25 protein-coding genes are annotated in these 26,053 nt (G+C 40.7%); 16 read left to right on the top strand and 9 right to left on the bottom strand.

What is annotated here, in order from left to right; all coding sequences use genetic code 11:
• Nucleotides 1-6: 6 nt before the first annotated feature.
• Complete coding sequence (metB, locus tag D7029_RS00425) at nt 7-1,167, bottom strand: cystathionine gamma-synthase (RefSeq protein WP_194951586.1); 1,161 nt, start codon at nt 1,165-1,167, stop codon at nt 7-9.
• Between the two features lie 282 nt (nt 1,168-1,449).
• Between metB and metJ the strand changes: the two genes are divergently transcribed.
• On the top strand, nt 1,450-1,767 hold the full coding sequence (gene metJ, locus D7029_RS00420) for a met regulon transcriptional regulator MetJ (RefSeq protein WP_006534139.1): 318 nt from the start codon (nt 1,450-1,452) through the stop codon (nt 1,765-1,767).
• A 206-nt stretch (nt 1,768-1,973) separates the two neighbouring features.
• Here the strand turns inward: metJ and yjjJ are convergent, their stop codons facing one another.
• Together yjjJ and rpmE are read right to left on the bottom strand one after the other, a co-directional pair.
• Complete coding sequence (gene yjjJ / locus D7029_RS00415; RefSeq protein ID WP_194952565.1) at nt 1,974-3,278, bottom strand: type II toxin-antitoxin system HipA family toxin YjjJ; 1,305 nt, start codon at nt 3,276-3,278, stop codon at nt 1,974-1,976.
• 212 nt (nt 3,279-3,490) lie between these two features.
• Complete coding sequence (gene rpmE, locus D7029_RS00410) at nt 3,491-3,703, bottom strand: 50S ribosomal protein L31 (RefSeq protein WP_006534140.1); 213 nt, start codon at nt 3,701-3,703, stop codon at nt 3,491-3,493.
• Nucleotides 3,704-3,906: 203 nt separating this feature from the next.
• Between rpmE and priA the strand changes: the two genes are divergently transcribed.
• The 7 genes from priA (at nt 3,907) to rraA (ending at nt 11,933) form a co-directional block, all read left to right on the top strand.
• Nucleotides 3,907-6,108, top strand: coding sequence for a primosomal protein N' (gene priA, locus D7029_RS00405; RefSeq protein ID WP_194951585.1), 2,202 nt, complete (start codon nt 3,907-3,909; stop codon nt 6,106-6,108).
• 341 nt (nt 6,109-6,449) lie between these two features.
• On the top strand, nt 6,450-7,445 hold the full coding sequence (cytR, locus tag D7029_RS00400; protein WP_228766794.1) for a DNA-binding transcriptional regulator CytR: 996 nt from the start codon (nt 6,450-6,452) through the stop codon (nt 7,443-7,445).
• A 70-nt stretch (nt 7,446-7,515) separates the two neighbouring features.
• On the top strand, nt 7,516-8,313 hold the full coding sequence (ftsN, locus tag D7029_RS00395) for a cell division protein FtsN (RefSeq protein WP_194951583.1): 798 nt from the start codon (nt 7,516-7,518) through the stop codon (nt 8,311-8,313).
• Nucleotides 8,314-8,427: 114 nt separating this feature from the next.
• Nucleotides 8,428-8,958, top strand: coding sequence for an ATP-dependent protease subunit HslV (gene hslV / locus D7029_RS00390; protein ID WP_006534149.1), 531 nt, complete (start codon nt 8,428-8,430; stop codon nt 8,956-8,958).
• A gap of 12 nt (nt 8,959-8,970) precedes the next feature.
• On the top strand, nt 8,971-10,305 hold the full coding sequence (gene hslU / locus D7029_RS00385) for an HslU--HslV peptidase ATPase subunit (RefSeq protein WP_075672990.1): 1,335 nt from the start codon (nt 8,971-8,973) through the stop codon (nt 10,303-10,305).
• Between the two features lie 97 nt (nt 10,306-10,402).
• Nucleotides 10,403-11,320 (top strand): 1,4-dihydroxy-2-naphthoate polyprenyltransferase, encoded by a 918-nt coding sequence (locus D7029_RS00380; RefSeq protein WP_075672991.1) that lies wholly within the window; start codon nt 10,403-10,405, stop codon nt 11,318-11,320.
• Nucleotides 11,321-11,429: 109 nt separating this feature from the next.
• Nucleotides 11,430-11,933: a ribonuclease E activity regulator RraA gene (rraA, locus tag D7029_RS00375; protein ID WP_088494084.1), complete on the top strand. Its 504-nt coding sequence runs from the start codon at nt 11,430-11,432 to the stop codon at nt 11,931-11,933.
• Between the two features lie 92 nt (nt 11,934-12,025).
• Here the strand turns inward: rraA and zapB are convergent, their stop codons facing one another.
• Nucleotides 12,026-12,268 carry a cell division protein ZapB gene (gene zapB / locus D7029_RS00370; protein ID WP_036933299.1) on the bottom strand — a complete coding sequence of 81 codons (243 nt, stop codon included), beginning with the start codon at nt 12,266-12,268 and terminating at the stop codon, nt 12,026-12,028.
• 294 nt (nt 12,269-12,562) lie between these two features.
• On the opposite strand from zapB, the gene D7029_RS00365 reads away from it, so the two are divergent.
• Nucleotides 12,563-13,378: an MIP/aquaporin family protein gene (locus tag D7029_RS00365; RefSeq protein ID WP_194951582.1), complete on the top strand. Its 816-nt coding sequence runs from the start codon at nt 12,563-12,565 to the stop codon at nt 13,376-13,378.
• Between the two features lie 42 nt (nt 13,379-13,420).
• Complete coding sequence (gene glpK, locus D7029_RS00360) at nt 13,421-14,953, top strand: glycerol kinase GlpK (RefSeq protein ID WP_194951581.1); 1,533 nt, start codon at nt 13,421-13,423, stop codon at nt 14,951-14,953.
• Between the two features lie 102 nt (nt 14,954-15,055).
• Here glpK and emrD read toward each other — a convergent pair whose 3' ends face one another.
• Nucleotides 15,056-16,240, bottom strand: coding sequence for a multidrug efflux MFS transporter EmrD (gene emrD, locus D7029_RS00355; RefSeq protein WP_098941448.1), 1,185 nt, complete (start codon nt 16,238-16,240; stop codon nt 15,056-15,058).
• Nucleotides 16,241-16,577: 337 nt separating this feature from the next.
• Between emrD and fpr the strand changes: the two genes are divergently transcribed.
• Nucleotides 16,578-17,324, top strand: coding sequence for a ferredoxin--NADP(+) reductase (gene fpr, locus D7029_RS00350; RefSeq protein ID WP_194951580.1), 747 nt, complete (start codon nt 16,578-16,580; stop codon nt 17,322-17,324).
• A gap of 65 nt (nt 17,325-17,389) precedes the next feature.
• On the opposite strand, the gene D7029_RS00345 is transcribed toward fpr, so the two are convergent.
• Nucleotides 17,390-17,821 (bottom strand): DUF805 domain-containing protein, encoded by a 432-nt coding sequence (locus D7029_RS00345; RefSeq protein ID WP_194951579.1) that lies wholly within the window; start codon nt 17,819-17,821, stop codon nt 17,390-17,392.
• Between the two features lie 97 nt (nt 17,822-17,918).
• Here D7029_RS00345 and D7029_RS00340 point away from each other — a divergent pair, with 97 nt between their 5' ends.
• Both D7029_RS00340 and tpiA read left to right on the top strand, forming a co-directional pair.
• Nucleotides 17,919-18,554: a DUF1454 family protein gene (locus D7029_RS00340; RefSeq protein ID WP_194951578.1), complete on the top strand. Its 636-nt coding sequence runs from the start codon at nt 17,919-17,921 to the stop codon at nt 18,552-18,554.
• Nucleotides 18,555-18,660: 106 nt separating this feature from the next.
• A complete protein-coding gene (gene tpiA / locus D7029_RS00335) occupies nt 18,661-19,431 on the top strand; it encodes a triose-phosphate isomerase (protein ID WP_069366847.1) in 771 nt (256 codons plus the stop codon).
• A gap of 105 nt (nt 19,432-19,536) precedes the next feature.
• Here tpiA and D7029_RS00330 read toward each other — a convergent pair whose 3' ends face one another.
• Together D7029_RS00330 and pfkA are read right to left on the bottom strand one after the other, a co-directional pair.
• Nucleotides 19,537-20,538 (bottom strand): sulfate ABC transporter substrate-binding protein, encoded by a 1,002-nt coding sequence (locus tag D7029_RS00330; RefSeq protein ID WP_194951577.1) that lies wholly within the window; start codon nt 20,536-20,538, stop codon nt 19,537-19,539.
• Nucleotides 20,539-20,801: 263 nt separating this feature from the next.
• On the bottom strand, nt 20,802-21,779 hold the full coding sequence (gene pfkA / locus D7029_RS00325; RefSeq protein WP_075673000.1) for a 6-phosphofructokinase: 978 nt from the start codon (nt 21,777-21,779) through the stop codon (nt 20,802-20,804).
• A gap of 534 nt (nt 21,780-22,313) precedes the next feature.
• Between pfkA and fabG the strand changes: the two genes are divergently transcribed.
• On the top strand, nt 22,314-23,069 hold the full coding sequence (gene fabG, locus D7029_RS00320; protein ID WP_109409900.1) for a 3-oxoacyl-ACP reductase FabG: 756 nt from the start codon (nt 22,314-22,316) through the stop codon (nt 23,067-23,069).
• 143 nt (nt 23,070-23,212) lie between these two features.
• Here the strand turns inward: fabG and cpxP are convergent, their stop codons facing one another.
• The gene (cpxP, locus tag D7029_RS00315; RefSeq protein WP_228766719.1) at nt 23,213-23,764 is read right to left on the bottom strand and encodes a cell-envelope stress modulator CpxP; all 552 of its coding nucleotides are present in this window, start codon (nt 23,762-23,764) and stop codon (nt 23,213-23,215) included.
• Nucleotides 23,765-23,950: 186 nt separating this feature from the next.
• Between cpxP and cpxR the strand changes: the two genes are divergently transcribed.
• Nucleotides 23,951-24,649, top strand: coding sequence for an envelope stress response regulator transcription factor CpxR (gene cpxR / locus D7029_RS00310; RefSeq protein ID WP_023583423.1), 699 nt, complete (start codon nt 23,951-23,953; stop codon nt 24,647-24,649).
• Between the two features lie 12 nt (nt 24,650-24,661).
• Nucleotides 24,662-26,029, top strand: a complete 1,368-nt coding sequence (gene cpxA, locus D7029_RS00305; RefSeq protein WP_166539325.1) for an envelope stress sensor histidine kinase CpxA — start codon at nt 24,662-24,664, stop codon at nt 26,027-26,029.
• Nucleotides 26,030-26,053 lie beyond the last annotated feature (24 nt).

Below are 26,053 nucleotides of genomic sequence, written 5' to 3'. Positions count from 1 at the left end.
CCATGGTTACCTTTTAGTTGCTGCATCAAACGCACTTTGCAAATCGTTGATTAAATCCTGACTATCTTCAATACCCACCGAGATACGAAGTAATGAGGGGCTGATCCCTGCTACTTTTTTCGCTTCTTCTGACATACCTGCATGTGTCATGGTGGCAGGGTGACAAATTAAGGTCTCTACCCCACCTAAAGATTCTGCCAGTGTAAAGAGTGTTAATTGAGATAAAAAGAGTTTAATCACATCCAATCCCCCTTTTAACTCAAAACTTAACATCGCACCGAAACCTTGTTGCTGTTTTTTTGCTATTTGATGACCAACATGATTTTCCAGTGCGGGGTAATACATTTTTTCGACTAAAGGCTGTGCTTGTAAGAATGCCACTAATGCCTGTGCATTTTCTTGTTGAAGTCGAATTCGAGGCACTAATGTTCTTATACCTCTTAATAATAAATAGCTATCAAATGCGCCAGAAGTGACGCCAATATTATTCGCCCACCAGCTTAGCGCCTCAAGCTGTTTCTGACACTGACAGATAACAACCCCTGCCACAATATCTGAGTGTCCATTGAGATATTTTGTGCATGAATGCACAACAATATCTGCTCCTAATGCTAATGGCTTTTGCAAAACAGGGCTCATAAAGGTGTTGTCAGCAACCACTAAAGCACCGTGTTGATGAGCAAGTTCACTGATTTTTCGAATATCCGTTATTCTTAAAAGAGGATTACTTGGGGTTTCGATAAAAACAATTTTAGGGTGATGTGCTAAAGCCTGTTTCAGTGCGACATCATCATTTTGATCAACAAAAATCACACGATAGGCACCACGCTCTTGTTGGCTGTTAAAAAGACGATAACTTCCTCCATAACAATCATGAGGTGCAACAATCACATCGCCAGGTTTTAGAAAAACGGTACAAATTAAATGAATTGCTGACATTCCACTGCTAGTGACAACTGCGCCTACGCCACCTTCTAACTCTGCTAATGCCTTTTGCACCATATCGCGTGTTGGATTACCTCGGCGAGAATAATCATGATCACGAGGCTGATTGAATTCTAAAAAATTATAGGTACTAGAAAGATAGATAGGCGGTACGACACAACCAAATTGAGTGTCTTCATTTAGCCCATTATGGATAGCAATTGTTGCTGTTTTCTTCGTCATACAGGCACCTTGTCACAGCGATAAGTGGAGAAGTCTACAACAGCATATCCAATTAGACACCAAGACGTCAATACATCTAGCCATCTAAACTCCTTTACGGATAGATTAAGTAATGGAATAATACCTAAATTGAGAATATCGCCAGTGACTGTTACTTTTTCTCTCACCCTCAGCCAGAAGAGTCGATGGTTTTAGAAAAGTCATGATAAACTGGTATTGCCCATCAGAATGTGGGTTAACCCTATTCTGACTTCAACTAAATGATATTAATTAAGGTAATCCATGGCTGAATGGAACGGTGAATATATCAGCCCTTACGCTGAGCATGGCAAAAAGAGTGAGCAAGTTAAAAAAATTACAGTTTCAATTCCATTGAAAGTGTTGAAAATTTTGACTGATGAACGCACTCGCCGTCAGGTTAATAACCTAAAACATGCAACCAATAGTGAATTATTGTGTGAAGCATTTTTGCACGCATTTACCGGACAGCCTCTCCCAAATGATGAAGACTTACGTAAAGAACGTAACGATGAAATCCCTGAAGAGGCAAAAGAAATAATGCGCCAGCGCGGGGTTGATCCCGATACTTGGGAGTATTAATCAGCGTCAATTTTTTGACTTATTGCTTGATTAACACGAACAAAAAAGCCCAAAGCAAAAACTTTGGGCTTCAGATTATGACAACCCCCTTGGTTTTACTCGAAGGGGGTTATTTAGATATACATCGAAAATTTTTCCCATCAGTTATCTGCGTCAAACACAGCAATGCATTATCTTAACTTAATTTTTTTTAAGTCTATTTGTCATTATCCTAGGCGAGATATACGCGAACTTGCTTCATCAAGATGACTACGTAATGCTTTAAGGCATGGCGAAAAATTGTCGGAAAAACAATTACAGCTATTAGCTAAAGTATAAAACTGCTCGGCTAACTCTAAACATTCCTGCCAGATTTCACCGCTGATCCCATCAAGTAATGTTACTGGGCGAAGCGTATTAACTATTTCACCACCAGACTTAGGCGCAAATCCCATTGGTAAAATATCGTAGGCAGGTGAAAGCGCATATGGGCGACCATGGCTACTGATAAATGATAAATTGCCATGGTGCATATCAGTATTTCCAATCAACATACCAAATGCCCAGCGGCGTGCTGTGCTAATCGCAGCATCAGGATGAACACGTTTTTGCTTAATTAGCTCATTAACTAACACAGGCCAAGGCTCTCTTGCCCGTCCTATAAACTCAGCATCTAGTGCCTGTAAAGAAAAAAGTCCTATACGACCTAGTGAACCTACACGATCAAATCGTGGAATTTCAAGAAAGCGTTGTCCTTCAAAATCAAAAACTTCCGTTTCAACTCCAAGCACTTTTAATGCAAGATGCTCAGCTTGAAGCAGATCACGCCAACGCTCACTAACGGCGTTATCATCGGAAGCCGTAAATTTTACGATAACATGGCCTTTCTCTGTATAGGTGCAAAATTTGGGTTGTTCCCCACCTGCGGATGAACCAGGATCCTCTCCCGAACTAACAGCTCGTGCTAATGTGGGGTAAGTTTTAGCGCGCTCAACAATTTTTGGTGTCTGCATACCCAGAAATTGATCTCTAGCTTGCTCTCCTATTAGCAAATTTCCCACAGCATCATGCCCATGAGCCAGTAAAGCTCTGATTATATCTGTATCAGACCAACGATCTGGATTGTGGGGTAAATCAAGCTCAGCCGAATGGGCCGAAGCATAAGCTCTTCCAAGATATCCTTGGGGGCGCATATCCAATAACCACCACGGCAAACCTTCACTATGTCGGCTCACATTATCTATCCGCTCCATAACAAAGCCTTCTGGATAAACGGGGGTTAATTTACCTAGTGGCTTAACTTTACCTTCTTCATTTATGCGATAAATAGGAGCTGAATTGAACCCACGGAAACTATCACGTAAAGCATATTGAATAGAAGATCCAGAACCAATTCGAACAATATCATCATTCAACGCATTTAATGCCCGTGACAACGTTGGCTGACTAATATTTATTATATCAGTAAGTTGCCTTGATGACTGAGGTCCATTACGTAGTATTTGTCGTATCATTTCAGCGCGTATTGTCATGACATTAATTACTTTATGAATAGATAGATGAATAGATGTGTGAATAGATAACTTATCAGTTGTGATCTCGCTTGTCACTACCAACACTGTTATCTAAAAAGAGAAGGTTTTACCCATAAAAAAAGCCCAAAGCAAAAACTTTGGGCTTTTTTTCAATTCCGAACTGTCTGCAAGATGCCAGACTAGGCTGACATCTTGTGACAACAAATATCTTATTTGCTGCCTGGAATTTTGAAGCGTTTGTTGAACAGATCAACACGACCACCAGTTGCAACATCACGTTGTTTACCAGTATAGAATGGGTGGCATTTGTCACAAACGTCCAGATTCAGGTTATGACCTGCAGTGGAGTTGATTTTCATAACGTTACCGCAAGAACAAGATGCAGTAATTTCTTCGTATTTAGGATGGATATCTTTTTGCATGGAAAACCTCTACTAAGGCCGTGTCGCCATTCAGCCCACAGCCGAACACCACACGTCGTGTTGATTGAAATTAAGTGTTTGGTAATTTATCTACCAAAGGGGGCGGATCATACAGAATATCCACTAAACGCGCAATGAAATCTGCACACTTTTTGTGATATTCTTAAGGTCATCTTTTCGCTAAAACTCTCGGAAACCCTGATATGACTATAGTTCAGGTAATTTTGCCTGTACCACTGTTCTCCTCTTTTGATTATCTGTTACCAGAAGGGATCGATGCGCCGGTTGTAGGTAGTCGGGTGATCGTGCCTTTTGGGAATAAACGCCGCTCCCTTGGTATTGTCAAAGGACTCAGTACACACAGTGAGTTTCCTATCGAAAAGCTAAAGCCTATTGATGAAGTCCTTGATAGTGAAACACTCTTTCCGGGTGTTTTATGGGATATGCTAAATTGGGCATCGGCTTATTATCACTATCCTTTAGGGGAAGTGCTTTTTCATGCCATGCCGATTTTATTACGACAAGGAAAACCCGCAGAATTCACACCATTATGGCAATGGTATGCCACAGAAGAAGGGGTTAATCTCGACCTCAACAGCTTAAAAGGTGCAAAAAAACAGCAACAAGCACTAGCAGCTCTACGCCGTACACCTTTGTATCGCCATCAACTTGATGAGTTTGAGATCACCACAGCAACACTCAATAACTTAAAAAAGAAAGAGTTTGTGGATCTCCGCCCTATCCAACCCGCTCCAATACACTGGCAGAGCAGTCTTACCGTTCAAGGTGAACGCTTTAAATTAAACACAGAGCAAGCTGTTGCAGTAGGTGCAATCACAGCACAGGCAGATCAATTCTCACCTTGGTTATTATTGGGTATTACAGGTTCAGGCAAAACTGAAGTTTATTTAAGTGTATTAGAAAAAATCCTCGCACAAGGTAAACAAGCACTGGTACTGGTACCTGAAATTGGCTTAACACCTCAAACAATTCGTCGTTTTAAAGCTCGCTTTAATGCCCCAGTGGACGTGCTTCATTCAGGATTAAATGATACTGAACGCTTAGCCGTTTGGTTACGAGCAAAACGAGGGGATAATGCCATTATTATTGGTACACGTTCGGCACTTCTAACCCCTTTTCAGCATCTTGGTATTATCATTATCGATGAAGAGCATGATGGCTCTTATAAACAACAAGATGGTTGGCGTTACCATGCCCGTGATCTCGCCGTTTTCCGTGCAAAACAAGAAAATATTCCTATCGTAATGGGAACCGCAACTCCATCAATTGAAACCAGTTTTAATGTTGAGCAAAAGAAATATCAACAACTCACGCTGACTCAACGTGCCGGTAATGCAAAACCCGCAACAGAGCATTTAATTGATTTAAAAGGGCAACCACTGACAACAGGGCTGTCTCCAATTCTTATTAAAGCGATAAAAGAGCACCTTAATGCAGGTAACCAAGTGATGCTCTTTTTAAATCGCCGTGGATTTTCGCCTGCATTGTTATGTCATGAATGTGGTTGGATAGCAGAATGTCCTCGCTGTGATCACTATTACACGATCCATCAAAAACATGGCATGTTACGTTGCCATCAATGTGATAGTCAGCGACGAATTCCAGCACAATGTCCACAATGTGGCTCAACTAATTTAATGCCAGTAGGATTAGGAACCGAACAACTTGAACAAGGGATCGGCGAATTATTTCCTGATACGCCAGTGACACGAATTGATAAAGATACGACAAGTCGAAAAGGCGCTTTAGAGCAACAACTGGAAGATATTTACCAAGGTGGCTCACGTATTCTTATCGGTACGCAAATGTTAGCTAAAGGGCATCACTTTCCCGATGTCACCTTAGTGGCTTTACTTGATGTAGATGGCGCGCTGTTCTCCAGTGATTTTCGTGCAGCCGAACGCTTTGCTCAGCTTTATATTCAAGTATCAGGTCGTGCTGGCCGTGCAGGTAAACAAGGTGCGGTATATTTACAAACTCACCAACCCGATCACCCTCTTTTGCTAACACTATTAGAAAAGGGCTATGACGCTTTCACTAAAGAAGCTTTAGTGGAGAGACAAGCAACTTTTCTCCCCCCTTATTCTAGCCATATCATGATCCGCTCTGAAGATCACAATAATCAACGTGCGCCTCAGTTCTTGCGACAACTCAAACAGTTTTTTGAACAACACCCAATGCGAGACGCTAATTTATGGGTAATGGGGCCCGTTCCTGCCATTCAAGCTAAACGAGGTGGAAATTATCGCTGGCAATTATTGCTTCAACATCCTTCCCGGGGTTATTTACAAAAATTAATGTCTATCACTTATCCTCAGATTGTCGCCTTGCCTGAGAGTAAAAAAGTGAAATGGAATATTGATGTTGACCCAACTGATTGTTAAGAGTCTTTTCAACTTAAATCGAATGCATTTTAGCCCGATTTATGATGAGGATATAATTTCGATTGAGCACTAGTTACCACCCAAGACTATTTATCAATTTTGCGAACTACCTCATAAAAACGATTGGTATCACACTTTTTATGCAAACTAGGTAACAGAATCTATTTAAAAAGCGGGTAGAATAACAATTTAGAATATTTCTTGAATTAAAAACCGTCGATAAAATCCTTTTTTGAATATTGGCGGTTTTTTTGCAATAAAAAAGCAATCGTTTAACTAAACCATCCAAAAGGGAGGTATGGGGTTTGCAACAGAATAATAAAGATAATACGCAAGCAACAATGAAAGATGTTGCCCTTGCAGCCGGCGTGTCCACAGCAACTGTGTCACGTACTTTAATGAATCCGGAAAAAGTATCCTCACAAACCCGTCAGAAAGTTGAACAGGCTGTTCTTGATGTGGGCTATTACCCTCATAACCTGTCAAAGAACCTTAAGCGTAACGAGTCAAAAACGATCCTTGTGATCGTACCTAACATCAGTGATCCATTTTTTACTGATGTTGTGTGCGGCATCGAAGAAACTGCAGCACAACATGGTTATCTCGTGTTAATTGGTGATTGTAAACACCAGCAAAAACATGAAAATGCCTTTATTAATCTTATTATTACCAAACAAATTGACGGTATGTTACTTCTTGGCTCACACATTCCTTTTGATGTTTCCAAAGAAGAGCAGAAAAATTTGCCACCGATGATCATGGCAAATGAGTTTGCACCTGAACTCGAATTACCTACCGTCCATATAGATAATCTCACCGCGTCTTTTAGAGCTACACACTATTTACAGCAAATGGGTCATAAACGTATTGCATGTATTACAGGCCCTGAAGATATGCCTTTATGTCGTTATCGCTTACAAGGCTATATTCAAGCTATGCGTAGAACGGGCGTACCTTTGCGCGAAGATTATATTATTCGGGGTGATTTTACCCATGAAAGCGGTGCAGAAAGTCTGAAAAAGCTAATTTCTTTACCTGAGCCACCGACAGCCGTGTTCTGTCATAGTGATATTATGGCAATTGGCGTTATGTGGCAGGCGAAAAAATTAGGGTTAGAGCTTCCTAGAGATCTCTCTGTGATTGGTTTTGATAATCTTGATATCACACGTTATAGCGAGCCTGCACTAACAACAATGGAACAACCTCGTTATCAAATTGGTCGTGAATCTATGTTGTTATTACTTGACCAATTACAAGGTAGACCTGTTGCACCCGGCTCTCGCTTATTAGATTGTGAGCTAATTATAAGAGATAGTGTCTGTCGGCTTAAAAGCTAGGCAAAACACACTATGTTAAGTAACATATCGTTTGTGATACCTATTCCTTTAATTATCAGCGAATCGAACTGTGGCACAACGAGACTATGTGGGACGAGGGCAGACATCTGCTCGTCGTAAAAAGACAACGAAAAGTAAAAGCAAAAAGGCTGCTAAAGGGCTGCCTTTAACGACGCTTATCGCGGCAATCGCTATTGTGGCGCTGTTTGTCGGTGGCCTCTATTTTATTACACATAATAAAAAAGAAGCCGTAGAAACAACGCCAACTGTCACTGGGCAACATCCAGCGAATAGCCTACCGCCAAAACCTCAAGAGCGTTGGCAATATATTAAAGAATTGGAAAATCGTCAGGTAGGTACGCCTTTACAGCCTGAATATCCTTCATCGGGTAGCCAGATTAATCCGAAAGCAACACTTTCGCCTGAGCAGTTGCGTTTTTTACAACAAATTGAAGCGGATAAACGCCAACCTGCCGTTCAACTGCCAGAGGTGCCTTACAATGGTGAAGTACCTCGCTCACAAGTGGTTGTAACACCACCTGCAATAACAACGCCTTCTGTTGCACAACAGCCAGTGCAAACTCAACAACCGCAAGCACCTGCACCTGCGATTGTTACACCACCTAAACCTGCCGTTACTGAAGCAAACTTTTTAGTGCAATGTGGCTCATTTAAAAATACCGAACAAGCTGAATCAGTGAGAGCAACACTGGCTTTTTCTGGTGTTGAAAGCCGAGTAACGAAAGGCAATGATGGTTGGATCCGCGTTTTATCAGGCCCTTACAATAAAGAACAAGCCAACTCTGTGAGTAGACAAGCAGCTGGAGCTGGCGTATCAGGTTGTATTCTTCGCTCTTCTGGGGGTTGAAAAATAATTTTTCTCCCCCACCTATAATTCTAATTCACACAACGGGCAGTGCTTTATCTTAAATAAAGGCACTACCCGTCTCACTTTTTTATTGATTAAACCAGGGGCTGACTCATGACTACAATCGTAAGTGTTCGCCGTAAGGGCCAAGTTGTAATCGGTGGTGATGGACAGGCGACGATGGGTAATACCGTCATGAAAGGCAATGTTCGCAAAGTACGCCGTCTTTATAACGACAAAGTCATTGCGGGATTTGCTGGCGGCACTGCTGATGCTTTTACTCTTTTTGAACTGTTTGAGCGCAAATTAGAACTTCACCAAGGGCATTTAACGAAAGCTGCGGTAGAACTTGCTAAAGATTGGCGCACAGACAGAATGCTACGCAAATTAGAAGCGTTGCTTGCTGTTGCAGATGAAAATACATCTCTTATCATCACAGGTAATGGTGATGTGGTTCAACCAGAAAACGATTTAATTGCTATCGGTTCTGGTGGCCCTTATGCACAAGCAGCGGCTAGAGCTATGCTAGAAAATACTGAACTCTCTGCACGAGAAATTGCTGAAAAAGCACTTAGCATCGCTGGAGATATCTGTATTTACACTAACCATAATGTCAACTTTGAAGAACTCTCTTCAAAAGAGTAAGGATTAGAGAGCATGTCTGAAATGACTCCTCGCGAGATTGCCAGCGAACTTGATAGATTTATTATTGGTCAAGATAAAGCGAAACGTGCTGTGGCGATTGCCCTACGTAACCGCTGGCGTCGTATGCAGCTTGATGAAGCGCTGCGCCATGAAGTAACACCTAAAAATATTCTGATGATTGGACCTACAGGTGTAGGTAAAACTGAAATTGCACGCCGTTTAGCAAAATTGGCGAATGCACCTTTCATCAAAGTTGAAGCAACTAAATTCACCGAAGTGGGTTATGTGGGTAAAGAAGTTGATTCTATTATCCGTGATTTAACCGACTCTGCGGTTAAAATGGTACGTAGCCAAGCTATCGATAAAAATCGCTTCCGCGCTGAAGAAATGGCTGAAGAGCGTATCCTTGATGTACTGATCCCACCAGCAAAAAATAACTGGGGGGTAGCAGAGCAAGCATCAGAACCTTCTGCCGCACGTCAATCTTTCCGTAAAAAATTACGTGAAGGCCAATTAGACGATAAAGAGATTGAAATTGAGTTATCTGCAACACCAATGGGTGTTGAAATCATGGCTCCTCCAGGAATGGAAGAGATGACGAACCAATTACAATCTATGTTCCAAAATTTAGCGGGGCAAAAACAAAAAGCGCGCAAGATGAAAATCAAAGATGCGTTTAAGCTTATTGTTGAAGAAGAAGCGGCTAAATTAGTTAACCCTGAAGAGCTTAAACAGCAAGCTATTGATGCGGTAGAACAACACGGTATCGTCTTTATTGATGAAGTAGATAAAATCTGTAAACGTGGTGGACAAAGTTCCGGCCCTGACGTTTCTCGTGAAGGTGTACAACGTGACCTCTTACCACTGGTTGAAGGTTGTACAGTTTCAACAAAACACGGTATGGTAAAAACAGACCATATCCTGTTTATTGCATCAGGTGCTTTCCAAGTTTCAAGTCCTTCTGATTTAATTCCTGAATTACAAGGACGTCTGCCAATTCGCGTTGAACTTCAAGCGCTGACAGCAGAAGATTTTGAGCGTATTCTAACTGAACCTAATGCATCGTTAACAAAACAGTATGAAGCATTAATGGCTACCGAAGGTGTGTCTATTAGCTTCACCGAAGACGGTATTCGCAAAATTGCTGAATCTGCATGGCGCGTAAACGAAACCACTGAAAATATCGGTGCTCGTCGTTTACATACTGTTTTAGAGCGTTTGATGGAAGAAATTTCCTATGATGCAAGTGAACGTCAAGGTCAATCAGTATTGATTGATGCAGAATATGTGAAACAGCATCTGGATGAGCTTGTAGCAGATGAAGATCTGAGTCGATTTATTTTATAATCAACTTGTGCGATCCTTATCAGCAATATTTACGTGGGAGGCTTGCCTCCCATTCTTATTTTTATAATAACAACGAACATGAGTATCGAATTTCAGCATGAGCTCTCTAAATTCCACTAGCCGGACTCAAGCCTGGCTTGAAAGTTTACGACCCAAAACACTCCCTTTGGGGTTAATTGCCATTGTAACGGGTTCCGCATTAGCGTATTGGATGGGTCATTTTGAGCTACCTATTGCACTGCTTGCTATATTGACGGCGGGAACGTTACAGATCCTATCAAACCTTGCCAATGACTATGGTGATGCCGTAAAAGGAACGGATACTGAAGAGCGTTTAGGGCCACTTCGTGGAATGCAAAAAGGCATGATAACAGCAGCTCAAATGAAAAAAGCGCTGATCCTAAATGTTATTATTTCTTGTATCTGTGGTATTGCACTGATTATTGTCGCCTGTAAAAAGCCTGAAGACGCTATTGGCTTCTTAGTGATGGGTTTACTTGCTATTGTTGCCGCAATTACTTATACCGTGGGTAAGCGTCCTTATGGTTATATGGGATTAGGTGATATTTCTGTTTTAATTTTCTTTGGCTGGTTAAGTGTCATCGGAACTTATTACTTACAATCCAATACCTTTGATATTGTTACCCTACTTCCTGCTACAGCCTGTGGTTTACTTTCTGTCGCTGTTCTAAATATTAATAACATGCGCGATTTAGAAAGTGATATTCAGGCGGGTAAAAATACATTAGCTGTTCGCTTAGGTCCTGCTGGCTCACGTACTTACCATACTTGTGTTATTTTTCTCTCTATAGCTTGCTTAATTATCTTTACCCTACTTTATATGCATCGCTGGACAGCGTGGTTATTTTTACTCGCTACCCCTATGCTTTTACTGCATATCAAGCGTGTGAATGCCGATCACTCAGGTGAGGCGATGCGTCCCCTACTTGAGCACATGGTAAAAGCCGCACTATTAACTAACGTTCTTTTCTCTTTAGGTTTAGTTTTAGAATAATTTCACTCGATTGTTGATTTGACTCACTGAATTTTCAGTGAGTCTTTTGCCAACCGCCCCTGTTAAGGGATATACTGGACTTTCCTGTGGCAACCTGACGTAATCTCCTATGAAATATGATACTTCTGAACTCTGTGATATCTATCAAGAAGATATCAATGTCGTAGAACCGCTTTTCTCAAACTTTGGTGGTCAAAGTGCCTTTAACGGGCAAATCATCACCGTTAAATGTTTTGAGGATAATGGCCTGCTTTATGACTTACTCGAAGAAAATGGCAAAGGCCGTATTCTTTTGGTCGATGGCGGTGGCTCTGTACGTAAAGCCTTAGTTGATGCTGAACTAGCGCGACTCGCTGTTTCTAATGAATGGGAAGGCATTGTCGTTTACGGTGCGGTACGTCAAGTTGATGCATTATCAGAGCTTGATTTAGGTATTCAAGCGATGGCAGCTATCCCTGCGGGTTGCCCAAGTGAAGGCATTGGTGAAAGTGATATCCGTGTTAACTTCGGAGGCGTTACCTTCTTCTCTGGTGATTATCTTTATGCTGATAACACAGGGATCATCTTATCTGAAGAGCCATTAGGCTTAGATGAAGATTTGATTGAAGAGTAATTGTTACTTTTATCTGCGTTCTTACGATTTCAATACTCAAAAGCCACCTAACGGTGGCTTTTGTTTTTTAGGCTTTAAGCAAACAAAGACAATTATTGCACGTCTTCCATTTTGCCTAACAGTGCGCGTAAACGCTCTTGCCAGCTTGATTGCTCTTGTTTCAGCTCTTCGTTTTCACGAACAAGAGCTTCGCGCGATCCTTTCGCTTCTTGAACTTCTTGGTTCAGCGCATCATTTTTTTCTTTTAGCTCTTCGATTTCCATCTGTAATAACGTGATGGTATCAATTGCTTGTTGTACTTTTGATTCTAACTTCTCGAAAACTTCAAATGACATACTGTAATCCCCCATATAATCGATACTTCCGATTGTAAGTAGCCTATCAACAACTGTCTAGCATCTTCCGAGGAATTACATTCTTTTTTCAATTTATCAAAAACACTGGTCAGATCACATTACAAATGTCGATCAAGTCACTAATTAAGAGCGTTTTCACTCATTTTCTTGATGAGACACACAAATTTCAATTTCGCTTATTCTCGTTTACGCTCATTAACGATAAATTCACAGTTATCTTTTCAATTCGAAAAGAATACTAACAATAAATAACCCTCTTTCAGGATAGAATATATGAGCCAGACGAAAACCTCTCTTATGGGTCAATGCATTTCTGAATTTATCGGAACTGCGTTGCTAGTCTTCTTTGGTCTTGGTTGTGTTGCTGCGGTACGTATTGCAGGTGCTCAACTAGGATTGTGGGAGATAAGTATTATCTGGGGGCTGGGTGTTGCCTTAGCCGTTTATCTTACCGCCGGCACCTCTGGTGCACACCTGAACCCTGCCGTTACCGTTGCGTTTTGGCTATTTGCTTGCTTTGAACGCAGAAAAGTTGTTCCTTATATTATTGCACAAATGTTAGGTGGCTTCTTTGCCGCAGCCATTGTGTACTTTATGTACTACAATATTTTTATCGACTACGAACAAGTTAATGGCATTGTCAGGGGCTCACAAGAAAGTCTCTTCACTGCCGGTGTATTCTCTACTTATCCCGCAGCTCAAATTTCCGTTGCACATGCCTTTGTTGTCGAAGTTATCATTGCCGTTATCCTTGTTGGCTTAATTTTAGCCTTAACTGATGATGGTAACGGTGTACCTAAAGGCCCATTAGCTCCGTTATTAATTGGTATCTTAATTGCCGTAATCGGTGGTGCATTTGGTCCACTAACCGGATTCGCCTTAAACCCAGCTCGTGACTTTGGTCCAAAACTGGTTGCGTACTTTGCTGGCTGGGGTGATATTGCGCTGACTGGTGGACGTGATATCCCTTATTTCTTAGTTCCAATGATTGCTCCATTTATCGGTGGTATCTTAGGTGCATTGGCTTACCGTAAATTAATTGGCCGTCACTTACCTTGCGATACCTGCAAAATCGAAGACGATAAATAAAATTAAGAGCAATATTGTTGATTATCAGAACAGGTTACTAACATGACAACAGAAACAAATACATCGAATACCGAGAAAAAATACATTGTTGCGCTGGATCAGGGCACAACCAGTTCACGTGCCGTAGTCATTGACCACGATGCAAATATCGTCAGTATTTCACAACGTGAATTCACCCAAATTTATCCTAAGCCAGGCTGGGTTGAACACGATCCAATGGAAATTTGGGCAACACAAAGTGCAACCTTAGTTGAAGTATTAGCAAAAGCAGATATTCCATCTGACCACGTTGCAGGTATTGGTATCACAAACCAACGTGAAACGACTATTGTATGGGATAAAGAAACCGGTAAACCTGTTTATAACGCGATTGTATGGCAATGTCGTCGTACTGCGGATTTCTGTACTCGCTTAAAAGATAAAGAAGGTGTTGAAGAATATATTCGTCAAAATACCGGTTTGATGGTTGACCCTTATTTCTCTGGTACAAAATTAAAATGGATCCTCGACAACGTCGAAGGTGCTCGTGAAAAAGCAGAAAAAGGTGAGTTATTATTCGGTACTGTTGATACTTGGTTAGTTTGGAAAATGACACAAGGTCGCGTTCACGTTACTGACTTTACTAACGCATCTCGTACCATGTTATTCAATATCCACTCTTTAGATTGGGATCAAAAAATCCTCGATCTGCTGGATATTCCTCGCAATATGCTACCAAAAGTGGTGCCATCTTCCGAAGTTTATGGCCAAACAAACATTGGTGGTAAAGGTGGTACACGTATTCCTATCGCGGGTATGGCGGGTGACCAACAAGCTGCACTCTATGGTCAACTTTGTGTACAAAGCGGTATGGCGAAAAATACCTATGGTACAGGTTGCTTCTTACTGATGAATACAGGTAAAGAAGCGGTTCGCTCTAATCATGGTTTGTTAACAACAATCTGTTGCGGTCCTCGTGGTGAAGTGAACTATGCTCTAGAAGGTGCAGTATTCGTTGGTGGAGCTTCTATTCAATGGCTACGTGATGAGCTAAAACTGATTGATGAAGCCACTGACTCTGAATACTTCGCAACGAAAGTTAACGATACTAATGGTGTCTATGTTGTTCCTGCATTTACAGGTTTAGGCGCGCCATATTGGGACCCGTATGCGCGTGGTGCTATTTTTGGTTTAACCCGTGGTGCTAACCGTAATCACATTATTCGTGCAACTTTAGAATCTATCGCTTATCAAACACGTGATGTGCTCGATGCAATGCAAGCCGATTCAGGTGCGCGTTTACAATCACTGCGTGTTGATGGTGGCGCTGTTGCTAACAACTTCTTAATGCAGTTCCAATCCGATATTTTAGGTACTCATGTAGAACGCCCTGTTGTTCGCGAAAGTACCGCATTAGGTGCCGCATTCCTTGCAGGTCTTGCTATCGGTTTCTGGAATGATTTAGAAGAAGTTAAAAACAAAGCGGCGATTGATAAAGAATTCCGCCCTGGCATCGAAACTACTGAGCGTAACTATCGCTATAACGGCTGGAAAAAAGCGGTTGCTCGCGCTCAAGAGTGGGAAGATCGCGGTTAATTGCAGTAAAACAGTTTGAGAGAGAAGTAGCCTAGGCTACAAAACCCAAATGCCGAGATTTTTTATCTCGGCATTTTTTATTTAACTGATTGCATCAGTCTACTAAATCGTATGCTCTTCATGGCTAAAACGATGAGCCAAAGGAAGCCAACAAAGTATAATAGCCACTGACATACCAAACATAATCATACCTAAGCTAAATTGGTTATGCTGTGGTAATAAAGCTGAAAACCATGTTGCTACACCTGAACCCACATTTTGTAAACCACCCACCAATGCACCTGCTGAGCCCGCTAAATAAGGGAATGGCTCCATCGCACCTGTTGTTGCTAATGGGAATAACATACCTGCACCAAAGAAAAACAGCGCTGCTGGTACCAGTAATGTCCAGATATTAATAATATTTAGCCAACCAGGGATCCACATTAAAATACCCGCAGATAAACAACAAAAAACGGAGTGCCACATCAGCTGTACAAAGGTTTTACCTTCACGACCTGCATACCAAGCCCCAAAGAATGCCGCAGGGATCGGTAAAATAAATAATATACTGATAGTAATACTATTTAATCCTAATACTCCGCCCATTAATACACCACTTGATGCTTCAAAAACAGCAATACCGGATAATGCACAAATCAGCATAATCAAAAATGCACTAAAGGTACTATTTGAAAGCAGTAAGTAAAATGATGACAGCATTTTACGTTTTTCAACTTGTACTGGGCGCGTTTCTGGCATCCAACGATACATACAAAAAAGAACGCTACTTCCCAATAATAATAAGAAGATATAACACGCATGCCAGCCAAAAAAGTGAGCAACAACACCACCAATCATCGGCGCTAATAATGGGCTAACTAAGACACCCATATTTAATAAGCTATTGGCGTAACGTAATGCCGTTCCTGTATATAAATCACGAGGTTGAGTACGTGTCATAACACCAGCAACACCTGTTCCCATTCCTTGTAAGGTACTTGCAATTACCAGTGTGGTTAAATTTTGCGAGAAAATTGCCACCAGCGTTGATAAACAAAAGATCGTCATTCCGACTAAAATAACAGGACGACGCCCGACTTTGTCGGAAATAGGTCCATAAATTAGCTGTGAAAAACCATAAGAAAAAAGATAGGCACCCATTACTTGCTGTACCGCTCCAGTGGGTTCACCAAAGTAAACGGCCATATCAGCAATAACAGGAACATAAATAGTTTGAGTCATTTGACCCACAGCAACCAGTGCAATTATCAATAATAATAAATTTGCATGTTCTAACTTTCTCATTTCTTTTCTTTGCTCAAGAATTTCAGATAAATAAATTAACGGACAGGCGCACACTACAGAGAATTTATAAAAATAAACTCCGCAAAATGCATACCTTTTCAGAATGAGACTAAGTTAACAAATTTGGAGAAATTTGCGAGATAGCCAGCAATTTTTGTATAAAGATTAATGTCAGAGAAATACACCATAGTTGTCAATATAAATGTACATATTGTGTCATTTATTGACAAAATCTTAGATTAATCACATCACCACACCATCTTGATAAATAAAAAGCCGCTTCCTATTTAGAATAAATAAGCAACATAAGCATGTTTATCAAAAGGAGATAATCTCTATGGCTAATTGGGTGAATGGAAAAGTTACTCAAGTTCATCACTGGACTGATGCGTTAATGAGTCTCGTCGTCAATGCTCCTATTGATAAGTTTACAGCCGGGCAATTTGCAAAATTAGCGCTAGATATTGATGGTGAGCGAGTACAACGAGCCTACTCTTATGTAAACGCACCAGATGATCCCAATTTAGAGTTCTATCTAGTGACTGTTCCTGATGGAAAATTAAGTTCTAAATTAAGCGCACTAGAAGTCGGTGATGAAGTATTGGTGACTGAACAAGCCAGCGGCTTTTTTGTATTAGAAGAGGTTCCCACAGTAAATACACTTTGGATGCTTTCGACGGGAACCGCCATTGGACCTTTTCTATCTATTTTGCAATTAGGACACGATCTTGAGCGATTTGAAAATATCGTTCTTGTTCATGCTGTTCGATACGCCAATGACTTAAGCTATTTACCTTTGATGGAAAAACTCGTTGAACGTTATCAAGGTAAATTACGTATTCAAACCATTGTCAGCCGTGAAAATCATATTGGCTCATTAACAGGACGTATCCCTGCACTCATTGAAAGTGGCGCTTTAGAAAAAACGGTTGGCTTAACCATCAGCCCAGAAGAAAGCCATATTATGTTATGTGGTAATCCTCAAATGGTCAGAGACACTCAACAATTATTAAAAGAACAACGGGAAATGCGTAAGCACTTACGGCGCAAACCCGGACATATCACCAGTGAGCAATATTGGTAATAATGCAAAAAATAAGGGTGAGTCTATTTATCTCACCCTTATTCATTTGATTTGAATAATATGAATTAACGCCAACGACGATAGTTCACTTGTTCTGCTTGTTTACCAAAGTAGTTTTCGCCGTCATTACCGACAAATACACCGCAATCAAGCAACATGATCATCCCAATAAAAGAAGGAAGAAAGCGTCCAATCGCCCATTGCCAAAATGGTTCTAAACTACTGGTATCGGCTAACCCTAACATCACGGCAAGTAGGAGTAATAAAAGCCATATCCCTCTTTTATTTCTGTCATGAAGTCTTTTTGTAAAAATTGCACATAGCGGATAAAGAATAAAAAGGAATACTATCCATATTACAGTAGTAGGTAATGGATAAATCACATCATTAATAATAAAGAGGCCTAAAAACAGTGCAAAGCAAGCACCCAAACCAGCCCAAAAGTCACGACGCCCAATTCGTCCTTTGAATGAAAATGCCCAATGTTGTAATGTCATAAATTCTCAATAATTTACTTAATTTGTGAATTACACTGTCCATTTAGTATCAAATAATACAGACTAGCCAATAACAGCACAGACAAGCGGAGGACAGATGATAAAAGCAAACACACTTTCTACGTTATACCTGATAATCATAAGCATTGCTCTTTGTTTGCCAACTTCTGTTTTTGCAACAGAGATGTCTGTCGCACAAAAACAGCCTTCAAAGGATGACATTGCTTATCTTAAACAAGATGCACCTGTTTTTGAGATAACTATTCCAGAGCTAAGAGCAAAATTTAATCAACAAAATCCGTTGTTATCGCTTAATGAATATAAAATTATCACCAATCACGATATTGCGATCCCACTTGTCAGAGCAGCAACACGCATCACGCCTTATCTCTATTCATCTGCAATACTAGAGCGCGGTAGCGAAAAAATAAAAAGTTTACAACTAACGCTGATCCACTCCCCTGATTCACCTGAACTAGAAAAGATAAATCGTGAGATCACAACGCAATACATTATTACTTTGGTTGCTCAATTTGACTCATCAATAACCTCAGAGCAAATTCAAGAGGCTCTCAATTTATTCGCATTTAAAAATCAAACTTCTGATTACATTAGCCATGATGTGGGTGCAATTCGCTATATTATTGTCCATGAAGGTGACCAATTAACAACCTTCGCCATTGAACCGATTAAGCTTTCTTTAAACAGCAAGATCGTTTCAGCTATTCCGTGATAAAAAACAAAGCTATTCTATTCATTGTTCTCTATACTGTTGTGCATCAACAGAATTCGTGTTTATTAGCAAACTAAATTTAAACCACTCGGTTGGAGGAAAAGTTATGCGCCATCCATTAGTCATGGGTAACTGGAAACTCAACGGCAGCATTCATATGGTTCATGAATTAATTGCTGCATTACGTAAAGAAGTTAGCGGTGTTGCTGGTTGTGATGTTGCTATCGCACCACCAGCAGTTTACCTATGCCAAGCACGCCATGAAATTGGTGGAAGCCGTATTGCATTAGGTGCTCAAGATACAGGTGTTAACTTATCAGGTGCTTTCACTGGTGAAACTTCAGCAGAAATGCTGAAAAACGTTGATGTTAAATACGTTATCATTGGTCACTCTGAGCGTCGTACTTATCATAAAGAATCTGACGAGTTTATCGCTCAAAAATTCGGCGTGTTAAAAGAGTTAGGTTTAACACCAGTATTATGTATTGGTGAAACTGAAGCAGAAAACGAAGCTGGCAAAACTCAAGAAGTCTGTGCTCGCCAAATCGATGCTGTATTAAATGCACATGGCGCAGCAGCATTTAAAGATGCCGTTATCGCTTATGAGCCAATCTGGGCTATCGGTACAGGTAAATCAGCAACTCCAGCACAGGCTCAAGCTGTTCATAAATTTATTCGTGATCATATCGCGAAGAAAGATGCCGCTATCGCTGAACAAGTTATCATTCAATACGGTGGCTCTGTTAACGATAAAAATGCAGCAGAACTATTTGGTCAACCAGACATTGATGGTGCATTAGTGGGTGGTGCTTCACTGAAAGCTGACGCATTTGCCGTTATCGTTAAAGCAGCAGCACAAGCTAAAGCGAAAAAATAATTTTTATCTTTCTGACCTATGCGGTTAATCGATAAAAAATAGAGAAAATCACCTTACTGGATATAAAACAGAAGGTGATTTTTTTGTTTCTCTCACCTTTAATTATCAACGACGACTAATTTCATCAAAGATACCGCCTGTCGCAAAATGTATTTTCTGTGCGGATTGCCAATCACCAAAAACTTCATTCAGTGTAAATAGTTCTAGTTTTGGAAAACTGTTTTGGTATTTCTCTGCTATTACTTTATCTCTAGGGCGATAATAGTTTTTTGCTGCGATCTCTTGCCCTTCTGGTGAGTAAAGATAGTCTAAGTACGCCGTGGCAATTTCTCGCGTTCCTCGTTTATCAACAACCTTATCGACTACCGACACCGTAGGCTCTGCAAGAATAGATATTGATGGTGTAACTATCTCAAATTTATCTGCACCTAATTCATTAATCGCTAATAACGCCTCGTTTTCCCATGCAATCAATACATCACCAATACCTCGCTCAACAAATGTATTTGTTGCTCCTCTCGCACCTGAATCTAATACTTCGACTTGCTGATAAAGTGCTTTAACGAAGGCTTTAGCTTTTTCACTATCTTGATGATTGGCTTTTAATCCATAGCCCCACGCCGCAAGGTAATTCCATCTTGCACCTCCTGATGTTTTAGGATTAGGAGTAATAATTGAAACCCCCGGCTTAATTAATGAATCCCAATCAACGATTTGCTTAGGATTTCCTTTTCTCACCAGAAAAACGATTGTTGAAGTATAAGGCGCTGAATTATCAGGTAATCGTGTTATCCATTGTTTATCGATACTTCCTCTTTGCGCGATTGCATCTATATCATAGGCAAGGGCTAATGTGACAACATCTGCCTCAATACCGTTGATAACTGATGTTGCCTGCTTTCCTGATCCACCATGTGATTGGCGGATAGTGACTTTATCTCCCGTTTTTTGCTCCCAATACTGACTAAATGCTTGGTTATACTGCTGATAAAGTTCTCTCGTTGGATCGTAAGAGACATTTAATAGTTGAATATCTTTAGCCCATAAAATATTAGAAAAAAGTAATGTCACTAAAGCTGCCGATAATAAGCCCCATTGTTTAAACATATCTATCCATCCCCTATCGTTAAGTATTTAACTAGGCTGACAGAAAGTTTTATAACGATGAAATAACAAAAAGCCGATGGATATACACAACAGGAATATAACTATCAATATAAGGGGAATAAGAAGAAATAAAGGAGGATAGAGATCGTTAAGTGAAATGTTTTCACTCGAGAAGCTACTCTGACACAAGCAGAATGTATCAGAGCAGTTCACGAATAAGGATAGAACTCAGAAAGGCTCGGGTATTGCGAAAAATCTATTAATTAATACAGTTTTTTCGCTGTTTCATACCAGTCAGCTTTAAAGACACGTTTCATATTCATAACCGCGTCAATAATATCATGGTGAACCAGTTTTTCGTTTTGAATACCGACACAACGACCGCCATAGCCTTCTAATAGCAGTTGTACAGAGTAAGCACCCATACGAGAAGCAAGAATACGATCGTAAGCAACTGGAGAACCACCACGTTGGATATGGCCTAATACCGTTGCACGTGTTTCATGTTTAGTTTCAGCTTCAATAAAACGTGCTAATTCATGCACATCACAAACGTGTTCTGTAATTGCGACGATTGCATGACGTTTACCACGTTCAATACCTGCTTTGATTTCTGCCAGCAGTTCATCACGGTTAAATGGTAATTCGGACTCAGGCAGAACAACAAATTCACAGCCCCCAGCAATTGCCGCAGACAGTGTTAAGTCACCACAGTAACGTCCCATCACTTCTACGATAGAAATACGTTTGTGAGAAGTTGAGGTATCACGTAAACGGTCAATAGCTTCAACAGCAGTTTCTAATGCAGTGAAATAACCGATGGTGTAGTCAGTACCAGCAACGTCATTATCGATTGTGCCCGGTAAGCCGATACATGGAAAACCTGCTTCCGTTAATTTTTTTGCACCTAGATAAGAACCATCACCACCAATAACCACTAAGGCATCAAGCTCATTTTGTTTCATGTTTTCGATGGCAACAGCACGCACATTGTCTTCACGGAATTCAGGGAAACGAGCAGAGCCAAGGAATGTACCGCCACGGTTGATCATGTCTGACACGCTAAAACGGTCGAGTTTTTTCATGCGATTTTCGTATAGCCCCATATAGCCATCCATAATCCCATAAACCTCTAAACCTTCACTTAGTGCGGCACGAACAACACCACGGATCGCGGCATTCATACCTGGTGCATCACCACCACTTGTTAAAACCCCAATTCTTTTGATCCCATTGACCATGATTACCTCTGATTCTTATTCGATGTAATTATTGCAAAATTGTTGGAATAACTTTTTTATCTCAATACCGGCTTGTCTGGTGTTATATACCGATATCGCAAATGCTGAATTGATTCAACAATACTATTGTACGCATATTTTTTACCAGTTCATCATTATCGTACATTTTTTTTCATAAACTTGATGCGCATTAAACTAATCAGATAGCCTGTATAAAGATTATACTAGTCTATCTCAAATGTGTTTCACTAATAAGTTAACACTTTTTATACAGACACTTTACTGCCTTTTTGCATTCATCTCAAAAAAACGCTATTTATGCTAAAAAATAGCATCGGCATATTTTGATAAATATTCAGTTTTTCTCTTAAACGCTGTTTTATCTACCGTTTACCTTCCTATTTTGATGAGTCATCCTTTTAAAGAAAAAAATCATCTAAGGTACATTTGTGACTTATGGCTAAGTTCTTTGGTTCATTCTCCGCTTTTTAGCCTAGACTGATACAGTAGAACTCACACTTTATAGGAGGTTTTATGTTTGATTTAACGGGTAAAATCGCTTTAGTTTCAGGTGGTGCAAAGGGTATTGGCAAAGGTATCGTTATCGCACTAAAAAACAGTGGTGCGAAAGTGATTATTGCGGATATTGATGATGTAGCGGGTAATAAAACAAAAGATGAATTAGATGTAGGTTTTATGCATCTTGATGTCACTCAGCAATCTGCCTGTGAAAAAGTCGTCGATGATGTCGTAAAAGAGTATGGCAAGCTCGATATTCTTTGTTCCAATACTGGTATTTTCCCTCAGGCAACGATTAAAGAGATGACAGAAGCTGACTGGGATAAAATGCATACCGTCAACTTAAAAGGCATGTTCTTTTTAGTAAAAGCCGCACTTCGTGTAATGGAGAAACAAAAACAAGGTCGAGTGATCATTACCTCTTCCATTACAGGTGCTATTACTGGCTATCCGGGCTGGAGCCATTATGGTGCAAGCAAAGCAGGACAATTAGGTTTTATGCGCAGCGCAGCTCTTGAATACGCACGCCATGGCATTACCATCAATGCTGTAATGCCGGGAAATATTCTCACCGAGGGTTTACAAGCCCAAGGCGAAGCCTATTTAAATCAGATGAAGGCTTCTATCCCAACCCACACATTAGGTGAGCCAGAAGATATCGGCTACGCCGCCGCATTCTTTGCGTCAAATGAAGCAAAATATATTACAGGTCAAACAATTATCGTCGATGGCGGACAGATTTTACCTGAATCGCCAGAGGCGCTGTTGTAGGTTTTTTGGATAAAAAAAAGCCCCTCTCCAGAGGGGCTGCAAAAGACAGGGATGGTGTCTATGGCAAGGAAAAAACTTCGTTGTTGCTACTTACTCTCTAACTAGGTACATCTTTACTACACTCTTACTCAACTACTTACTAATTAGTTACGTGTGTCAAAATCTGACATTTGCTGTTGGTAATTCTTTTCCAACTGCGCTTTCTGTTCTGGGGTTAACAACTGATACATCTGATTATGGACTTTTGCCATTTCTACATGGCGTTCAATTGCTTGTTTGTCCATATCTTGCATCTGTGCTCTTACTGCAGCTTCATCAAATTGAGGTGCTGTCACTAATTTGTGCATATTCTCATGACGTTGACGGTATACACCGTTATATCTGTCTTGATGATGCTGGCGCATTAAATCGCGCATTTGAGTACGTTGTTGCTCAGTTAATGTGATACCGTTAAACATACGTGATTCGGCATAACCGCGATCCATCATATGTCCACCGTTGTTCATCATATGGCCGCGTTGTCCGCGATGACCTCGATAATCACGGTCACCATGCATACCATAGCCATAATCACAGTGATAATTGCCATTATATCGTTGCTCAGTAGGCGGATTGGTGTTGGCGGTTTCGGCTAACACTACCGTCGGAGCTGCCAAAAACATTGATGCTAATGCAACTACTGCTACTTTACGCATTGCTTTCACTCCTAATTCGGTAATTTCATACCGACCTAATTAATGCTACCTAAATATGTGTAATTCTTTGCTATGTGGATTACTATACCGTTGCGGCTGCAAACTAGCGTCAGAGCGTGTAAAAGAACGTAAAGTCATAGATTCGCGCTATTTATTATCGTATTTTTCTCTTGGAGGAATTGACGAATGCATAAAATCTTATTAGTGGATGACGATCGCGAATTAACATCGCTATTGAAAGAACTGCTTGAAATGGAAGGCTTTAATGTTGTAATCGCCTCTGATGGCGAACAAGCACTTAAACTTTTGGATGCGTCTATCGACCTGTTATTACTGGATATTATGATGCCACGTAAAAACGGGATTGAGACACTCAAAGAGTTACGCCAAAATTTCCAGACCCCTGTCATTATGTTAACGGCAAGAGGCAGTGATCTTGACCGAGTGCTTGGCTTAGAGCTAGGTGCTGATGACTATTTACCAAAACCTTTTAATGATAGAGAGCTGGTTGCTCGTATCAGAGCTATTTTGCGTCGTTCTAACTGGAGCGAACAAAAACAGACTGACAGCAATACATCTCCAACATTACAGGTCGATAAATTACAACTTAATCCTGGCCGACAAGAAGCAAGTTTTGATAATGAACCGCTAGAGTTAACGGGAACTGAGTTTACTTTGCTTTATCTACTTGCTCAGCACTTAGGGCAAGTCGTATCACGCGAACATCTAAGTCAAGAAGTGCTTGGCAAGCGCTTAACACCTTTTGATAGAGCGATTGATATGCATATTTCTAATTTACGCCGTAAATTACCAGAAAGAACAGATGGACAACCTTGGTTTAAAACTTTACGTGGCCGCGGTTATCTGATGGTTTCAATAACTTGATAAATATTCTTTATGATAAATAGTCTGTCAGCGCGCATTTTCGCAATATTCTGGCTGACGCTAGCATTAGTTCTTGTGCTAGTAATGATGGTTCCAAAGCTGGACTCGCGCCAGCTTACCCCTCTTTTAGAGAGTGAATACCGTCAAGGCGTTATGCTAGAACAACATATCGAAGCTGAATTAGCTCAAGATCCCGCTAACGATCTCCTTTGGTGGCGTCGATTAATTCGTGCCATTGATAAATGGGCTCCACCTGGTCAGCGCTTAATTATTGTTACGAGTGAAGGCCGTATCATTGGTGCTCAACGTAATGAGATGCAGGTTGTCAGAAACTTTATTGGTCAATCTGATAACGCCGATCACCCTAAAAAGAAAAAATATGGTCGTTCTGAGATGTTAGGACCATTTTCTGTAAGGGATGGTGAAGATCATTACCAACTTTATCTCGTGCGCCCTTCAAGTAGCCCTCAATCTGACTTTATCAACTTATTATTTGATAAGCCGTTATTGCTACTGATATTCACCATGCTTATCAGCACACCATTATTAGTATGGCTTTCTTGGAGTTTAGCAAAACCTGCAAGACAGCTTAAAAATGCGGCAGATGATGTTGCTAAAGGCAACCTACGCCCTCACCCTGAATTAGAGACTGGCCCACAAGAGTTTTTAGCTGCTGGTACTAGTTTTAATCAGATGATAAGCGCACTCGAACGCATGGTTGAGGCACAACAACGTTTAATTTCTGATATTTCACACGAGTTACGAACACCATTAACACGCTTACAATTAGCAAGCGCATTGTTACGTCGTCGTAGTGGAGAAAGTAAAGAACTAGAACGCATTGAAACTGAGACTCAACGCCTTGATGGCATGATCAATGATTTACTGGTTCTTTCACGCAACCAGCATAAAAACGAGTTATTACGTGAAACAGTAAAAGCCAACGAACTGTGGGATGATATTTTAGATAACGCTAAATTTGAGGCTGAACAGAGTAATAAGACGCTACAAGTGACAACACCTCCGGGAGCATGGCCTATCTACTGCAATCCATATTCACTTGCTAGCGCATTTGAAAATATTGTTCGTAATGCCCTACGTTATTCAAATTCTCGCATTGAGGTTGCCTTTACTGAACAAAACCAAGGTATCACTATTATTGTTGATGATGATGGCCCAGGTGTTAGTCCTGAAGATAGAGAGCATATCTTCAGACCGTTCTACCGTACTGATGAAGCAAGAGATCGCGAATCAGGTGGTACTGGCTTGGGATTAGCTATTGTCGAGACGGCAGTAAGTCAGCATAGAGGCCATGTTAAAGCCGATGATAGCCCATTAGGTGGGTTGAGGGTTGAGATTTGGTTGCCAAAAACAAAGTAAAATCTATCTAAAAGTGATTTTTAG

The sequence above is a fragment of the Proteus vulgaris genome (assembly GCF_016647575.1).
Classification (GTDB): Bacteria; Pseudomonadota; Gammaproteobacteria; order Enterobacterales; family Enterobacteriaceae; genus Proteus; species Proteus mirabilis_B.
This window is presented reverse-complemented; position numbering and strand designations above follow the sequence as displayed.

What these genes read in the sequence shown, in the direction of transcription:
- metJ (WP_006534139.1), top strand. Translation starts at nt 1,450, where the DNA reads ATGGCTGAATGGAACGGTGAATATATCAGCCCTTACGCTGAGCATGGC.
- rpmE (WP_006534140.1), bottom strand. Translation starts at nt 3,703, where the DNA reads ATGCAAAAAGATATCCATCCTAAATACGAAGAAATTACTGCATCTTGT.
- cpxA (WP_166539325.1), top strand. Translation starts at nt 24,662, where the DNA reads ATGATAAATAGTCTGTCAGCGCGCATTTTCGCAATATTCTGGCTGACG.
- cytR (WP_228766794.1), top strand. Translation starts at nt 6,450, where the DNA reads ATGAAAGATGTTGCCCTTGCAGCCGGCGTGTCCACAGCAACTGTGTCA.
- rraA (WP_088494084.1), top strand. Translation starts at nt 11,430, where the DNA reads ATGAAATATGATACTTCTGAACTCTGTGATATCTATCAAGAAGATATC.
- D7029_RS00330 (WP_194951577.1), bottom strand. Translation starts at nt 20,538, where the DNA reads ATGTTTAAACAATGGGGCTTATTATCGGCAGCTTTAGTGACATTACTT.
- tpiA (WP_069366847.1), top strand. Translation starts at nt 18,661, where the DNA reads ATGCGCCATCCATTAGTCATGGGTAACTGGAAACTCAACGGCAGCATT.
- D7029_RS00345 (WP_194951579.1), bottom strand. Translation starts at nt 17,821, where the DNA reads ATGACATTACAACATTGGGCATTTTCATTCAAAGGACGAATTGGGCGT.
- hslV (WP_006534149.1), top strand. Translation starts at nt 8,428, where the DNA reads ATGACTACAATCGTAAGTGTTCGCCGTAAGGGCCAAGTTGTAATCGGT.
- fpr (WP_194951580.1), top strand. Translation starts at nt 16,578, where the DNA reads ATGGCTAATTGGGTGAATGGAAAAGTTACTCAAGTTCATCACTGGACT.
- cpxR (WP_023583423.1), top strand. Translation starts at nt 23,951, where the DNA reads ATGCATAAAATCTTATTAGTGGATGACGATCGCGAATTAACATCGCTA.
- zapB (WP_036933299.1), bottom strand. Translation starts at nt 12,268, where the DNA reads ATGTCATTTGAAGTTTTCGAGAAGTTAGAATCAAAAGTACAACAAGCA.
- D7029_RS00340 (WP_194951578.1), top strand. Translation starts at nt 17,919, where the DNA reads ATGATAAAAGCAAACACACTTTCTACGTTATACCTGATAATCATAAGC.
- metB (WP_194951586.1), bottom strand. Translation starts at nt 1,167, where the DNA reads ATGACGAAGAAAACAGCAACAATTGCTATCCATAATGGGCTAAATGAA.
- D7029_RS00380 (WP_075672991.1), top strand. Translation starts at nt 10,403, where the DNA reads ATGAGCTCTCTAAATTCCACTAGCCGGACTCAAGCCTGGCTTGAAAGT.
- D7029_RS00365 (WP_194951582.1), top strand. Translation starts at nt 12,563, where the DNA reads ATGAGCCAGACGAAAACCTCTCTTATGGGTCAATGCATTTCTGAATTT.
- hslU (WP_075672990.1), top strand. Translation starts at nt 8,971, where the DNA reads ATGTCTGAAATGACTCCTCGCGAGATTGCCAGCGAACTTGATAGATTT.
- priA (WP_194951585.1), top strand. Translation starts at nt 3,907, where the DNA reads ATGACTATAGTTCAGGTAATTTTGCCTGTACCACTGTTCTCCTCTTTT.
- yjjJ (WP_194952565.1), bottom strand. Translation starts at nt 3,278, where the DNA reads ATGACAATACGCGCTGAAATGATACGACAAATACTACGTAATGGACCT.
- fabG (WP_109409900.1), top strand. Translation starts at nt 22,314, where the DNA reads ATGTTTGATTTAACGGGTAAAATCGCTTTAGTTTCAGGTGGTGCAAAG.
- emrD (WP_098941448.1), bottom strand. Translation starts at nt 16,240, where the DNA reads ATGAGAAAGTTAGAACATGCAAATTTATTATTATTGATAATTGCACTG.
- glpK (WP_194951581.1), top strand. Translation starts at nt 13,421, where the DNA reads ATGACAACAGAAACAAATACATCGAATACCGAGAAAAAATACATTGTT.
- cpxP (WP_228766719.1), bottom strand. Translation starts at nt 23,764, where the DNA reads ATGCGTAAAGTAGCAGTAGTTGCATTAGCATCAATGTTTTTGGCAGCT.
- pfkA (WP_075673000.1), bottom strand. Translation starts at nt 21,779, where the DNA reads ATGGTCAATGGGATCAAAAGAATTGGGGTTTTAACAAGTGGTGGTGAT.